The sequence below is a fragment of the Pseudomonas sp. CIP-10 genome, from assembly GCF_020911845.1.
Classification (GTDB): Bacteria; Pseudomonadota; Gammaproteobacteria; order Pseudomonadales; family Pseudomonadaceae; genus Aquipseudomonas; species Aquipseudomonas alloputida.
Genome location: NZ_CP087160.1, coordinates 4,535,150 through 4,549,816, shown reverse-complemented (window position 1 = coordinate 4,549,816; position 14,667 = coordinate 4,535,150). Strand labels below are relative to the sequence as shown.

The following is a 14,667-nucleotide window of genomic DNA, read 5'->3' as shown; positions in this document are numbered from 1 at the left end:
TCCCACAGGGTCGCTGCTAACCCATGTGATAGTTTTTGTTCTATTTGGCAGAGCGAGAGTGGATGTGAGCAAACGAGCCTTTAACTTCTGCGCAGGCCCTGCCGCGCTTCCTGACGCTGTCCTGCAGCGCGCACAGGCCGAGATGCTGGACTGGCGTGGCAAGGGCTTGTCGGTGATGGAAATGAGCCATCGCAGCGACGATTATGTGGCCATCGCCGAAAAGGCCGAGCAGGACCTGCGTGACCTGCTGTCCGTCCCCTCCAACTACAAGGTACTGTTCCTGCAAGGGGGCGCCAGCCAGCAGTTTGCTGAAATCCCGCTGAACCTGCTGCCGGAAAACGGCACTGCCGACTACATCGAAACCGGCATCTGGTCGAAAAAGGCCATCGAGGAAGCGCGCCGTTTCGGCAACGTCAACGTCGCCGCCACTGCCAAGCCTTACGACTACCTGGCCATCCCAGGCCAGAACGAGTGGAACCTGACCGAAAACGCTGCCTACGTGCACTATGCGTCCAACGAGACCATCGGTGGCCTGCAGTTTGACTGGGTGCCGCAGACCGGTGACGTGCCGTTGGTGGTCGATATGTCGTCCGACATCCTCTCGCGCCCGATCGATGTGTCGCAGTACGGCCTGATCTACGCCGGCGCGCAGAAGAATATCGGCCCAAGCGGCCTGGTGGTGGTGATCGTGCGCGAAGACCTGTTGGGCCATGCCCGCAGCAGTTGCCCGACCATGCTCGATTACAAGGTTTCGGCTGACAACGGGTCGATGTACAACACCCCGGCCACCTACTCCTGGTACCTCTCGGGTCTGGTCTTCGAGTGGCTGAAAGAGCAGGGTGGTGTTGATGCCATGGAGCAGCGCAACCGTGCCAAGAAAGATCGCCTTTACGGCTTCATCGACCGCAGCGAGTTCTACACCAACCCGATCAGCGTCAACGCCCGTTCGTGGATGAACGTACCGTTCCGCCTGGCTGACGAGCGCCTGGACAAGGCCTTCCTCGCGGGCGCCGACGCGCGTGGCCTGCTCAACCTCAAGGGCCACCGTTCGGTTGGCGGCATGCGCGCCTCCATCTACAACGCCCTGGGCCTGGAAGCGGTAGAAGCGCTGGTAGGCTACATGGCTGAATTCGAGAAGGAGCATGGCTGATATGTCCGAACAGGAGCTCAAGGCGCTGCGCGTGCGCATCGACAGCCTCGACGAGAAAATCCTCGAGCTGATCAGCGACCGCGCCCGCTGCGCCGAAGAAGTTGCCCGGGTCAAGACTGCCTCGCTGAAAGAAGGCGAGAAACCGGTGTTCTACCGTCCCGAGCGTGAAGCTGCGGTGCTCAAGCGCGTGATGGAGCGCAACAAAGGCCCGCTGGGCAACGAAGAGATGGCGCGGTTGTTCCGCGAAATCATGTCGTCGTGCCTGGCCTTGGAAGAGCCGTTGAAAATCGCCTACCTCGGCCCTGAAGGCACATTCACCCAGGCTGCGGCCATGAAACACTTCGGTCACGCGGTGATCAGTCGGCCGATGGCGGCCATCGACGAAGTGTTCCGTGAGGTGGCGGCCGGTGCCGTCAACTTCGGTGTGGTGCCGGTGGAAAACTCCACTGAAGGTGCGGTCAGCCACACCCTGGACAGCTTCCTCGAGCATGACATGGTGATTTGCGGTGAGGTTGAGCTGCGTATTCACCACCACCTGCTGGTGGGCGAGAACACCAAGACCGACAGCATCACCCGCATCTACTCCCACGCCCAGTCGCTGGCCCAGTGCCGCAAGTGGCTGGACGCGCACTACCCGAACGTGGAGCGTGTGGCTGTATCGAGCAATGCCGAAGCGGCCAAGCGGGTCAAGGGCGAGTGGAATTCGGCGGCGATCGCCGGTGACATGGCGGCCAACCTGTACGGCCTGACCCGTCTGGCCGAGAAGATCGAAGATCGCCCGGACAACTCCACGCGCTTCCTGATGATCGGCAACCAGGAAGTACCGCCGACCGGCGACGACAAGACCTCGATCATCGTTTCGATGAGCAACAAGCCAGGTGCCTTGCATGAGTTGCTGGTGCCGTTCTATCAGAACGGCATCGACCTGACCCGTATCGAGACCCGCCCGTCGCGCAGCGGCAAGTGGACCTACGTGTTCTTCATCGACTTCGTCGGCCACCACCGCGACCCGCTGATCAAGGCGGTGCTCGAGCAGATCAGCCAGGAGGCTGTGGCGCTGAAGGTGCTGGGCTCTTATCCGAAGGCGGTGCTTTGATTCAGGGGCCTTGCAGCCCTTCGCGGGCATGCCCGCTCCCACAGTGAGCATGTGATGCCGATCCCTGTGGGAGCGGGCGAGCCCGCGAAGGGCCGCGCCGCGGCCCCAATGGCCCTCACAGGCTACCTAGATTTCTGAACAGGGTTCGCACCAGTGGTAAATGCAGCAAAAACCAAACCCGCACCCATCATCGACCGTCTGGTCGTGGTCGGCCTGGGCCTGATCGGTGGCTCGTTCGCCAAGGGCCTGCGTGAGAGCGGCCTGTGCCGTGAAGTGGTCGGTGTCGACCTGGATGCCCCCTCGCGCAAGCAGGCTGTGGCCTTGGGGGTGGTCGACCGCTGCGAAGAAGACCTCGCCGCCGCTTGCGTGGGGGCCGATGTCATCCAGCTGGCCGTACCGATCCTGGCCATGGAAAAAGTCCTGGCGCGCCTGGCCGTGCTCGACCTGGGTGATGCAATCATCACCGACGTCGGCAGTGCCAAGGGCAACGTCGTGCGTGAGGCACGCGCCGTCTTCGGTGCGCGCCTGCCGCGCTTCGTCCCGGGTCACCCCATCGCCGGTTCCGAACAGAGCGGGGTAGAGGCCTCCAACGCCACCTTGTTCCGCCGGCACAAGGTCATCCTCACGCCGCTGGCCGAAACCGACCCCGCCGCGCTGGCCATGGTTGACCGCCTTTGGCGTGCGCTGGATGCCGATGTGGAGCACATGTCGGTCGAGCGCCATGACGAAGTACTGGCCGCCACCAGCCATCTGCCACACCTGCTGGCCTTTGGCCTGGTCGACTCGCTGGCCAAACGCAATGAAAACCTCGAGATCTTCCGGTACGCTGCGGGTGGATTCCGCGATTTCACAAGAATCGCCGGCAGCGACCCGACCATGTGGCATGACATCTTCCTCGCCAACCGCGACGCTGTCCTGCGCACACTTGATACATATCGCAGCGATCTCGACGCCTTGCGCGACGCGATCGCTGAAGGGGATGGGCACCAGCTGCTGGGTGTATTCACCCGCGCACGGGCTGCCCGCGAGCATTTCAGTAAAATCCTGGCCCGCCGGGCCTATGTGGACGCTATGAACGCCAACGATCTGATTTTCCAGGCCCAACCGGGTGGCCGCCTGAACGGGCGGATCCGTGTACCGGGCGACAAGTCGATTTCCCATCGCTCGATCATGCTCGGCTCGCTGGCCGAAGGTACTACCGAGGTCGAAGGCTTCCTCGAAGGCGAAGACGCGCTGGCGACCCTGCAGGCATTCCGTGATATGGGTGTGGTCATCGAAGGCCCCAACCACGGTCGTGTGACCATTCACGGCGTGGGGCTGCATGGCCTCAAGCCGCCACCAGGGCCGCTGTACGTGGGTAACTCAGGTACCTCGATGCGCCTGCTGTCGGGCCTGTTGGCCGGTCAGTCGTTCGATGTGACCATGACCGGCGACGCCTCGCTGTCCAAGCGCCCGATGAACCGTGTGGCCAACCCGCTGCGCGAAATGGGTGCTGTGGTCGAGACCGGCCCGGACGGCCGCCCGCCGCTGACCATCCGTGGTGGCCACAAGCTCAAAGGGCTGACCTACACGCTGCCGATGGCTAGCGCCCAGGTCAAATCCTGCCTGCTGCTGGCCGGCCTGTACGCCGAAGGCAAGACCACTGTCACCGAGCCTGCGCCTACCCGTGACCACACCGAGCGGATGCTGCGCGGTTTTGGCTACTCGGTCGACAGCAATGGCCCGGTTGCCTCGCTACAGTCCGGTGGCAAGCTGACCGCTACCCGCATCGAAGTGCCGGCTGACATTTCCTCGGCAGCGTTCTTCCTGGTGGCAGCGTCTATCGCTGAAGGCTCCGAGCTGGTGCTGGAGCATGTCGGCATCAACCCGACCCGTACCGGCGTGATCGACATCCTGCGCCTGATGGGCGGCGACATCACCCTGGAAAACCAGCGTGAAGTGGGTGGCGAACCCGTGGCCGACCTGCGTGTGCGCGGTGCCAAGCTGAAGGGTATCGACATTCCTGAAGCGTTGGTGCCGCTGGCCATCGACGAATTCCCGGTCTTGTTCGTGGCCGCTGCCTGCGCTGAAGGGCGTACCGTGCTGCGTGGCGCCGAAGAGCTGCGCGTGAAGGAGTCCGATCGTATCCAGGTGATGGCCGATGGCCTCACCACCTTGGGCATCAAGTGCGAGCCGACCCCGGACGGCATCATCATCGATGGCGGCCAGATGGGCGGCGGCGAAGTGCATGGGCATGGTGACCACCGCATTGCCATGGCCTTCAGTGTGGCCTCGCTGCGCGCCAGTGCGCCGATCCGCATTCACGACTGCGCCAACGTCGCCACCTCGTTCCCCAACTTCCTGGCGCTGTGCGCCGAAGTGGGGATTCGCGTGGCAGAAGAGGGCAAGTCGTGAATTCAATGGCACCGGTTATCACTATCGACGGGCCAAGCGGCTCGGGCAAGGGCACGGTCGCCGGGCTGATGGCCCGCGAGCTGGGCTGGAAGCTGCTGGACTCCGGCGCGCTGTATCGCTTGCTGGCATTCAATGCGAGCAACCACGGGGTCGATCTGACCAACGAAGAGCTGCTGACCAAGCTTGCCGCCCATCTGGATGTGCAGTTCATCGCTGCCGAGCCCGGTAAGCTGCAACAGATCATCCTTGAGGGTGAGGACGTCAGCAACGTCATCCGTACCGAAACCGTCGGTGCCGGTGCATCGATGGTGGCCTCGCTGCCGGCGGTGCGTGATGCGCTGCTGGTACGTCAGCGTGAGTTCCGCGAAGTGCCGGGGCTGATTGCTGACGGGCGCGACATGGGTACCGTGGTGTTCCCGGACGCGCCATTGAAGGTCTTCCTCACCGCCAGTGCGGAGGAGCGCGCACGTCGCCGCTACCTGCAGTTGAAGGGCAAGGGTGAAGATGTTAGTCTGTCGAGTCTGCTGGATGAGATTCGTGCACGTGATGAACGTGACACCCAACGTGCAGTGGCCCCGCTGAAACCAGCGGCCGATGCCATTCAGTTGGACTCTACCGAGTTGTCCATCGAGCAGGTGTTGCAACGTATCAGAAGCGAGATCGCCCAGCGCGACCTTATCTGATAGCCAGGAAAACAGGCAGGGGCACCAGTCAACGTCCTGCCGGCTTTCCTTTACTTAAAACGAACCCACATTGTCTGGAATGTGGTTATGGGCGTTTGTTTCGCCCGAATCTACAGGAATTAAAATGAGCGAAAGCTTTGCAGAACTCTTTGAAGAAAGCCTGAAAACCCTCAATCTTCAGCCGGGTGCGATCATCACCGGTATCGTTGTCGACATCGACGGCGACTGGGTTACCGTACACGCTGGCCTGAAGTCCGAGGGCGTCATCCCGCTCGAGCAGTTCTACAACGAAGCTGGCGAGCTGACCATCAAGGTCGGTGACGAAGTTCACGTTGCGCTGGACGCGGTCGAAGACGGCTTTGGCGAAACCAAACTGTCCCGTGAAAAAGCCAAGCGCGCCGAGTGCTGGATTGTTCTGGAAGCAGCTTTCGCCGCCGAAGAAGTGGTCAAGGGCGTTATCAACGGTAAGGTTAAGGGCGGCTTCACTGTCGACGTTAACGGCATCCGTGCGTTCCTGCCGGGCTCCCTGGTTGATGTCCGCCCAGTGCGCGACACCACCCACCTGGAAGGCAAAGAGCTGGAATTCAAGGTCATCAAGCTGGACCAGAAGCGCAACAACGTTGTCGTTTCCCGTCGCAGCGTGCTGGAAGCCGAGAACAGCGCCGAGCGCGAAGCCCTGCTGGAAACCCTGCAGGAAGGCCAGCAAGTCAAAGGTATCGTCAAGAACCTCACCGACTACGGCGCATTCGTGGACCTGGGCGGTATCGACGGCCTGCTGCACATCACCGACATGGCTTGGAAGCGCATCAAGCACCCATCGGAAATCGTTAACGTTGGCGATGAAGTCGACGTACGCGTTCTGAAGTTCGACCGTGAGCGCAACCGCGTTTCGCTGGGTCTGAAGCAGATGGGCGAAGATCCGTGGGTAGCTATCACTGCCCGTTACCCAGAAGGTACTCGCGTACAGGCTCGCGTTACCAACCTGACCGACTACGGCTGCTTCGCTGAGCTGGAAGAAGGCGTTGAAGGTCTGGTACACGTTTCCGAAATGGACTGGACCAACAAGAACATCCACCCGTCGAAAGTCGTTCAGGTTGGCGACGAAGTGGAAGTCATGGTTCTGGACATCGACGAAGAGCGTCGTCGTATCTCCCTGGGCATCAAGCAGTGCAAGTCCAACCCATGGGAAGACTTCTCCGGCCAGTTCAACAAGGGTGACAAGATCACCGGTACCATCAAGTCGATCACCGACTTCGGTATCTTCATTGGTCTGGACGGCGGCATCGACGGCCTGGTTCACCTGTCCGACATCTCCTGGAACGAAACCGGCGAAGAAGCCGTACGTCGTTTCAAGAAGGGCGACGAGCTGGAAACCGTCATCCTGTCGGTCGACCCAGAGCGCGAGCGCATCTCCCTGGGCATCAAGCAGCTGGAAGACGATCCGTTCTCCAACTTCGTTGCTGTCAATGACAAGGGCGCTATCGTCAAGGGCATCGTGAAAGAAGTTGACGCCAAAGGCGCCATCGTCACCCTGGCCGACGACATCGAAGCCACTCTGAAAGCTTCCGAAATCAGCCGTGACCGCGTTGAAGACGCGCGTAACGTTCTGAAGGAAGGCGAAGAGATCGAAGCCAAGATCATCAGCGTTGACCGCAAGTCCCGCGTTATCAGCCTGTCGATCAAATCGAAAGACGACGCTGAAGAGCGCGAAGCTATCCAGAGCCTGAAAAACGCTCCGGAAGCTGCTGCCGACACCACCATGGCTGCGCTGCTGCGCGAAGCAATGGCCAAGCAGAACTGAGTTCTGTTTGATCGGTAAAAAGGGCGACCCTCGGGTCGCCCTTTTTTATGCCTGCAATCAAGCGGCGCGGCGGTTGGCGCCGCTGGGCCACGCCAGCTTCAGGCTGGCACAACCCGGTGTGCGGTGGATGACACCGGCATCGCCGGTGTTCGCGGGTAAACCCGCGCCTACGCCGATGGCGCGGACCACGCTAACTTCAGGCTGACACCCCCCATTGTAGGAGCGGGTTCACCCGCGAATCAGGCGCCACGGTGGATGGCACCGGCATCGCCGGTGTTCGCGGGTAAACCCGCGCCTACGCCGATGGCGCCGGACCACGCTAACTTCAGGCTGACCCCCCCCATTGTAGGAGCGGGTTCACCCGCGAATCAGGCGCCACGGTGGATGGCACCGGCATCGCTGGTGTTCGCGGGTAAACCCGCGCCTGCGCCGATGGCGCCGGACCACGCTAACTTCAGGCTGACACCCCCCATTGTAGGAGCGGGTTCACCCGCGAAGCAGGCGCCACGGTGGATGGCACCGGCATCGCCGGTGTTCGCGGGTAAACCCGCGCCTACGCCGATGGCGCCGGACCGCGCTAACTTCAGGCTGACACCCCCATTGTAGGAGCGGGTTCACCCGCGAATCAGGCGCCACGGTGGATGGCACCGGCATCGCCGGTGTTCGCGGGTAAACCCGCGCCTGCGCCGATGGCGCCGGACCACGCTAACTTCAGGCTGACACCCCCCCATTGTAGGAGCGGGTTCACCCGCGAATCAGGCAGCGCTGGCCTGTCTAAGCGGTAGACCATTCTTGAATTACTTCAATCTTGAATTTTTTTATTAAGTCAAGATCCACTCTGTTCAAATCCTTCCCGGCGTGCTACAAACTGGTTAAGCAATGATCTAGCTGCTTGATAACGAAGGGAAAAATATGACGAAGTCGGAGCTGATCGAACGTATTGTCACCCATCAGGGGCTGCTCTCGTCCAAGGACGTGGAGCTGGCCATCAAGACCATGCTTGAGCAGATGTCACAATGCCTCGCCACTGGCGATCGCATCGAGATCCGCGGTTTTGGCAGCTTCTCGCTGCACTATCGCGCCCCCCGCGTGGGCCGTAACCCGAAGACCGGCCAGTCGGTCAGCCTCGAGGGCAAGTTTGTGCCGCACTTCAAACCTGGCAAAGAGCTGCGAGACCGGGTCAACGAAGAAGACGAGGCTGAAGCCTGATCAATCAAGGAGCATTCTGATGCGTAACCTCAAGCGCGCCCTGGCGGCGGTGTTCGTGCTGCTGTTGGCGGCTGTGGTGCTGTTCTTCGTGCTGGAGAACCAGCAAGCCGTGTCGTTGGTCCTGTTCGGTTGGGCTGCGCCGGAAATGCCGGTTGCTGTGCTGGTATTGGCCGCCCTGGTTATTGGCCTGGCAGTCGGGCCGTTGCTGGGTGCCTACGGCGTGCAACGCAGCAAGCGCAAGATCAGAGAGTCTGCCCGTCAGGCGGCACTCAGCAGCAACTAAGGAAACTTCCTACGCCTGCTGAGGAAAGTATCACCTATGCACGCATCGGCCTTCATGGAGTAATAGCCCACTTCATTTTCGGCCCCGGCGAGTGTGCGCAGCATGGAATATCCCAGCCTTTCCCATCACGGTGCTACCCGCGGCGTCACCGGGTCTTGTCATCAGTTGCACCTTGGTCCCTCCGCCAGTGTGCTGATCGATTGCGGGCTTGAGCAGGGGAGCGAAGCTGCGCCGGGTGCGCAAAGCGCTGCGCTCGGCTTCGATATCCAAGGCATCCAGGCCCTGGTTATTACCCATGTTCATCTCGACCACGTTGGTCGCATTCCTGCACTGCTGGCTGCCGGCTATCGCGGCCCCATCCTGTGCAGTGAGCCCTCTGCGCGGCTGCTGCCCCTTGTACTGGAAGATGCCTACAAGCTGAGCATCAGCAGCGAGCCTGCGCAGGTGGCGCGGTACATCGATTTCATCCGTGACCTGATCGTGCCGCTGCCTTTCGAGCAGTGGCACGCGGTGCTTGAGCGCCCTGGCCTGGTTTGTCGTATTCGCCTGCAGCGCGCCGGGCATCTGCTGGGTTCGGCTTACGTCGAGTGCGACATGCAGCACGGGCAGGTCAATAGCCGCTATGTGTTTTCCGGCGACCTGGGTGCGTGTGGCAACCCATTGCTGCGCCCGGTGCAGCCGCCGGAGCGAGCTGATGTGCTCGTGCTGGAGAGTACCTATGGCGACCGCCTGCATGCGCAGGCCGGCGACCGCAGGCAGCGGCTGGAAGCCGCCATCGATCGCGCGTTGGCTGACAAAGGTACCATCCTCATCCCGGCTTTTAGCCTGGGCCGCACCCAGGAACTGCTGTACGAGCTGGAAGACATCCTTCATCGCAAGGCGTTGTTGGGCAGCGCTGGCCCCGGGCCTGTTGGCGACCCGCTCGACTGGTCGCAATTGCCTATCATCCTCGATTCGCCCCTGGCTCAGCGCATCACCAGCGTATACCGGGAGCTGCACGACTACTGGAATGCCGAAGCAAGGGCGCGGCTTGCCGAAGGGCGGGACCCGCTGGATTTCAGCCAGTTGATCAGCGTGGATACCCATGCCCGGCATCAGCAGGTGGTCAATTACCTCAAAAGCACCGGGCGACCGGCGATCGTGATAGCTGGCAATGGCATGTGCTCGGGTGGGCGCATCGTCAATTACCTCAAGGCCATGCTCGGGGATGCGCGGCATGAGGTGATGTTCGTCGGCTATCAGGCCAAGGGTACGCCGGGGGCGGTGATACAGGCCAGTGAAGGGGCAGAAGGGTTTGTGCAGATTGATCTGGATGGAAGCCTGTACGAGGTCCGTGCGAAGGTGGTCACGTTGAGTGGGTATTCGGGGCATGCGGACCAGGCGGGGCTGGTAGAGTTCGTACAGGGGATACCGGATGTGCCTGGACGTGTAGCGTTAGTACACGGCCATCAGCGTGCGAAAGTGGCATTGCAGGAGGCGCTCAGGTCGCGTCTGGTCAAGCGTAATCCCGACTGGGAAGTACTTATTCCCTAATTATTGGGGTTACCGTTGAACGTTGACGCGTACCGTTGTCTCATGCGTATTGTCAAGGTTTGGAGGTCATTGGAGCTGCGCCGAAACCGGCCTGGAGCTGACGGTCGGTGGTGCGGTCTCATCCGTCTCCAGCACAAGCTACGTGAAAAAATCTCTGTTATTCTACGAGCCTGAGTTTGCGTCTTGAGCCTATGGATGGCCAGGAATCATCTCGCTGGGCGCGTACATTTATTGCCGCTGCATCCGAACGCGGCGGCTGTCAGATATATAAGACACATGTAGGTTTCCTGAGGTTTGAAACTTCAAGTTGCCGTTAAGGACTCGAATATGGAATTGATCCCGGTAATTCTATCCGGTGGCGTTGGTAGCCGTCTGTGGCCTGTATCGCGTGAGGCTCATCCGAAGCCGTTCATGACCCTGCCAGACGGGCAGAACCTCATCCAGAAAACCTTCCTGCGCGCCGCCGATCTGAGCGGTGTGGTTGAAGTCCTCACAGTGACCAACCGCGAACTACTGTTCAAGACCGAGGACGAATATCGCTCCATCAACAAACATAACCTGAGCCAGGGCTACATCCTCGAGCCCTTCGGCCGCAATACCGCCGCTGCGGTAGCGGCTGCGGCACTGCAGCTTCTGGAGTCCCGTGGCCCGCAGGCGTACATGCTCGTGCTGGCCGCCGACCACCTGATTCAGAACGAAGCCGCTTTTGCCGACTCGGTTGCGAAGGCCGTTCAGTTGGCTGAGCAGGGTTGGCTTGTTACATTCGGCATCAGGCCGCAATACCCTGAAACCGGGTTCGGCTACATCGAAGCAGCATCTGGCGGTTTGCTTGAGGGCGGGCTCAAAGTCGAGCGTTTCGTCGAAAAACCAGACGCCAAAACAGCCGAATCCTACGTTGCGGCCGGTAACTATTACTGGAACGCCGGTATGTTCTGCTTCCAGGTGGGTACTGTACTCGAACAGTTCAAGGCACACGCTCCCGATGTGCTCGAGGCTGTAGAGCGTACGCTTGAGTCTTCGCGCCGTTCAACTTCAAAAGGCTATAGCTGCCTTGCGCTCGATGCCGAACGTTTCGCCGAGGTGCCGGATATTTCCATCGACTACGCCTTGATGGAGCGCTCGCAGAAAGTGGCAACTATTCCCTGCGATATCGGTTGGAGCGATATCGGTTCCTGGAACGCGGTCAGCGAGCTGACGCCCGCCGACGATCAGGGCAACCGCTTCGAAGGCGAAGTAATGGCTCATGATTCGCGCAATAACTACGTGAGCACAGAGGACCGCTTGGCTGCGTTGGTAGGCGTGCAGGACTTGCTGGTGGTAGATACCCCGGATGCGCTGCTGATTGCCCATAAAGACCATGCTCAGGACGTCAAGCATATCGTCAAGCGCCTCAAGAGCGATGGCCACTCTGCCCACTTGCTGCACCGTACGGTCCACCGCCCGTGGGGCACCTACACCACTCTGGAGGACGGCGACCGCTTCAAGATCAAGCGTATCGTGGTCAAGCCCAAGGCGTCGCTGTCGCTGCAGATGCACCACCACCGCAGTGAGCACTGGATCGTCGTCAGCGGAATGGCTGTCGTGGTCAACGACGACCAGGAGCTGATGCTCAACACCAACGAATCCACCTTCATTCGTGCTGGCCACAAACACCGCCTGCAGAATCCGGGTGTAATCGACCTGGTGCTGATCGAAGTTCAAAGCGGCGACTACCTCGGCGAAGACGACATCGTCCGCTTCGAGGACAATTACGGTCGTTGCGACGCCTGAATTCTGGCGCTCCAGTTAGCCCCAAGCGCCTGAGCCAGGCGCGGGGCTGACTCCATTCGGCAAGCCTTTCGCCGACTTCCCCCTTTCTGATTGGCGTTCGCGCAAGCGTCGCCGTATACAAGTGAGCTGTATGCACCCACCTATCCAGACCCGCTGCTTCAAAGCCTATGACATCCGCGGCCAGGTACCGGCGGACCTCAATGACGACATTGCCTATCGAATTGGCCGTGCCCTGGTGGCAGAGCTGGGCGGGCGTAGTTATGTGGTCGGCCGTGACATGCGCCTCGAAAGCCCCGGCCTGTCCCTGGCCCTGATGAAGGGCCTGACCGAAGGCGGTGCTGATGTGATCGACATTGGCCTTTGCGGTACCGAAGAGGTGTATTTTGCCACCAGCCACTACCGGGCGGACGGTGGCATCATGGTAACGGCCAGCCATAATCCGAAAGGCTACAACGGTATGAAACTGGTGCGCGAGCAGTCGCGGCCAATCAGTGGTGACACGGGCCTCAACGACATCCGCATGCGAGTCGAAGCGGGTGACTTGGGGACTGCTGCCACTACCGCCGGCAGCGTTCGGGAGGCACTCGATAAAACCGCCTACATTGACCACCTGCTCACTTACATCGAACCGGCCCAGCTTAAGCCATTGAAAGTGCTGGCTGACCCAGGCAATGGTGCTGTTGGCCCGGTGCTGGAACTGCTCAAGGCGCGCCTGCCCTTGGAACTCATCATCATCAATGGTGAACCCGACGGCAACTTCCCCAATGGCATCCCCAACCCATTGCTGCCAGGAAACCGTGACCTGACCCGCCAAGCTGTGCTTGATACGGGCGCAGACATGGGCATTGCCTTCGACGGCGATTTTGACCGCTGCTTCTTCTTCGACAACCAGGGGCGCTTCATCGAAGGCTACTACGTGGTTGGGCTGTTGGCTGAAATGCTGTTGGCAAAACACCCGGGCAGCAAAATCATCCATGACCCGCGCCTGACCTGGAACACGATCGAACAGGTTGAGGCTGCCGGGGGGGTGGCTATCCAGAGCAAAACCGGTCATGCCTTCATCAAGGAGCGCATGCGTGCCGAAGACGCCGTCTACGGCGGCGAAATGAGTGCCCATCACTACTTCCGAGATTTTGCCTACTGCGACAGCGGAAATATCCCATGGTTGTTGGTGGCCCAATTGATGAGCCTGTCCGGCAAAAGCCTGGCACAGCTGGTGGACGAGCGCATTGCGGCGTTCCCGTGCAGTGGTGAAATCAACTACGAAGTAGCGGATGTCAAAGGCACCATCGATAAAATCCTTGCCCATTACCTGCCGCATAATCCAACGGTAGACCGCACAGATGGAATCAGTGTCCAGTTTGAGCAGTGGCGCTTCAGTTTGCGTGGTTCGAACACTGAGCCGCTGCTGCGCTTGAACGTTGAAAGCCGCGCGGATGAGGCTCTGGTTGCAGAGCGTGTGGCAGAAATCGCCAAGCTGATTCAAGGGTAAGCAGCTTCGTTGAGGCATGAGGTCGGAGGGTTACCGAGGCCTCAGGTGCACTTCACGTCACCCTGCGTCGGCCGTCGGTTGGCTGACGCACCTGGATTGCGTATAAGATTACCGCCTGAACGTTGAGGGTCACGTTGCTATGACGTGGCTCAGGGCGGGTATTTTTAAAGCTTCCATTGGAGGGGAAAACGTGATTGCTGACAAGAGAAATGGCTTTACTATGGTGAGGCTTATCGCCGCATCATTAGTAATCATTACTCATACGTATGTCGTGCTCGGTTTGGATCATGGCGATATTTTTGAGCGAAATGGACTTATAGGCTTCAGCAAAATTGGCGTTGATGCGTTTTTTGTTATTTCTGGGTATTTAGTGACCCTTTCGATGTTAAGAGGGCAGAGCCTTTTCACGTTCTTCACTAACCGAGTGACCCGTATATTTCCTGGGTTGTTCGTTTCGGTGCTGGTGACCCTGCTTGTGCTGGGGTTGTTGGCACCTAGCTATTCCGAGTACATCACTCAAGCGGAAACCTGGCAGTACCTTCGTAATGCAACCTTATTTGATTTGCATCCTTTCATACCTGGCGTCTTTACTGAAAACGCCGTGCAGGTGGTGAATGGGTGCCTTTGGACATTGCCGTTGGAAGTGCTGTGTTATGTCGGGATCATGGTGCTGGCCTGGTCAAGATCCTTCAACTGGCGATTCATCCTGCTGGCCATGCTGGTCATGCTGACGCTGCACTTGCATGACACGTTCATGCGTGACAGTTATGTCTTTACCGTGTCCAAGCTGTTCTTGAACGAGTTAGGCTATCTTTTCCTGTATGGCGCGCTCCTGGCGCATCTTAAGGACAAGGTCTATATGTCCTGGTTTATAACGATTCCAGCCATTGCTGTAATCATCTGGTCGTTCTTTAATAATGGTGGTGACTGGCACTTCTCTGCAGGTTTCTATCTGGTGCTTTGGCCATATTGCTTGATTTCGATCTGCTTGCTTGCAAAGAAAATGAGCTTTTTGAACAGGTTTGATTATTCGTACGGGATATACGTGTACGGCTTTGTCATCCAGCAGGTGTTGGCTAGCGTTTTCCCATCCATCACGGATGTCTATGTGTTCACGGTTCTGTCGTTAGTGCTATCTGTGCTTGCGGGTGCCGCATCATGGCACTTCGTAGAAAAGCCTGCACTTGATATGAAGAAGAGATACTTCTCTGCTGCCGATTCCAAAGTTTTGGCTTGATGCAGCAATGGCGTCCCCC

The 14,667-nt window shown here is 59.5% G+C and carries 11 protein-coding genes; all 11 read left to right on the top strand.

The window, feature by feature from the left end; genetic code table 11:
• Positions 1-64 precede the first annotated feature (64 nt).
• Positions 65-1,150, top strand: a complete 1,086-nt coding sequence (gene serC, locus LMH93_RS20495) for a 3-phosphoserine/phosphohydroxythreonine transaminase (protein WP_101195972.1) — start codon at positions 65-67, stop codon at positions 1,148-1,150.
• 1 nt (position 1,151) lies between these two features.
• Positions 1,152-2,246 (top strand): prephenate dehydratase, encoded by a 1,095-nt coding sequence (gene pheA, locus LMH93_RS20490; protein WP_003252669.1) that lies wholly within the window; start codon positions 1,152-1,154, stop codon positions 2,244-2,246.
• Between the two features lie 186 nt (positions 2,247-2,432).
• Positions 2,433-4,640, top strand: coding sequence for a bifunctional prephenate dehydrogenase/3-phosphoshikimate 1-carboxyvinyltransferase (locus LMH93_RS20485; RefSeq protein WP_230065379.1), 2,208 nt, complete (start codon positions 2,433-2,435; stop codon positions 4,638-4,640).
• A 5-nt stretch (positions 4,641-4,645) separates the two neighbouring features.
• Complete coding sequence (gene cmk, locus LMH93_RS20480; RefSeq protein ID WP_218115529.1) at positions 4,646-5,323, top strand: (d)CMP kinase; 678 nt, start codon at positions 4,646-4,648, stop codon at positions 5,321-5,323.
• A gap of 124 nt (positions 5,324-5,447) precedes the next feature.
• Complete coding sequence (gene rpsA / locus LMH93_RS20475; RefSeq protein WP_003252673.1) at positions 5,448-7,124, top strand: 30S ribosomal protein S1; 1,677 nt, start codon at positions 5,448-5,450, stop codon at positions 7,122-7,124.
• Positions 7,125-8,036: 912 nt separating this feature from the next.
• On the top strand, positions 8,037-8,333 hold the full coding sequence (ihfB, locus tag LMH93_RS20470; RefSeq protein ID WP_003252675.1) for an integration host factor subunit beta: 297 nt from the start codon (positions 8,037-8,039) through the stop codon (positions 8,331-8,333).
• A 19-nt stretch (positions 8,334-8,352) separates the two neighbouring features.
• On the top strand, positions 8,353-8,616 hold the full coding sequence (locus LMH93_RS20465; RefSeq protein WP_059395294.1) for a lipopolysaccharide assembly protein LapA domain-containing protein: 264 nt from the start codon (positions 8,353-8,355) through the stop codon (positions 8,614-8,616).
• Between the two features lie 102 nt (positions 8,617-8,718).
• Positions 8,719-10,149: an MBL fold metallo-hydrolase RNA specificity domain-containing protein gene (locus LMH93_RS20460; RefSeq protein WP_230064539.1), complete on the top strand. Its 1,431-nt coding sequence runs from the start codon at positions 8,719-8,721 to the stop codon at positions 10,147-10,149.
• 327 nt (positions 10,150-10,476) lie between these two features.
• Positions 10,477-11,919 (top strand): mannose-1-phosphate guanylyltransferase/mannose-6-phosphate isomerase, encoded by a 1,443-nt coding sequence (locus LMH93_RS20455; protein ID WP_230064538.1) that lies wholly within the window; start codon positions 10,477-10,479, stop codon positions 11,917-11,919.
• 130 nt (positions 11,920-12,049) lie between these two features.
• Positions 12,050-13,411: a phosphomannomutase gene (locus LMH93_RS20450; protein ID WP_230064537.1), complete on the top strand. Its 1,362-nt coding sequence runs from the start codon at positions 12,050-12,052 to the stop codon at positions 13,409-13,411.
• 190 nt (positions 13,412-13,601) lie between these two features.
• Positions 13,602-14,648, top strand: coding sequence for an acyltransferase family protein (locus LMH93_RS20445; protein ID WP_230064536.1), 1,047 nt, complete (start codon positions 13,602-13,604; stop codon positions 14,646-14,648).
• Positions 14,649-14,667: the final 19 nt, after the last annotated feature.

Bases quoted from the DNA above. Each gene is read 5' to 3' on its own strand.
- pheA (WP_003252669.1), top strand. From the start codon at position 1,152: ATGTCCGAACAGGAGCTCAAGGCGCTGCGCGTGCGCATCGACAGCCTC.
- cmk (WP_218115529.1), top strand. From the start codon at position 4,646: ATGGCACCGGTTATCACTATCGACGGGCCAAGCGGCTCGGGCAAGGGC.
- rpsA (WP_003252673.1), top strand. From the start codon at position 5,448: ATGAGCGAAAGCTTTGCAGAACTCTTTGAAGAAAGCCTGAAAACCCTC.
- ihfB (WP_003252675.1), top strand. From the start codon at position 8,037: ATGACGAAGTCGGAGCTGATCGAACGTATTGTCACCCATCAGGGGCTG.
- LMH93_RS20465 (WP_059395294.1), top strand. From the start codon at position 8,353: ATGCGTAACCTCAAGCGCGCCCTGGCGGCGGTGTTCGTGCTGCTGTTG.
- LMH93_RS20460 (WP_230064539.1), top strand. From the start codon at position 8,719: ATGGAATATCCCAGCCTTTCCCATCACGGTGCTACCCGCGGCGTCACC.
- LMH93_RS20455 (WP_230064538.1), top strand. From the start codon at position 10,477: ATGGAATTGATCCCGGTAATTCTATCCGGTGGCGTTGGTAGCCGTCTG.
- LMH93_RS20450 (WP_230064537.1), top strand. From the start codon at position 12,050: ATGCACCCACCTATCCAGACCCGCTGCTTCAAAGCCTATGACATCCGC.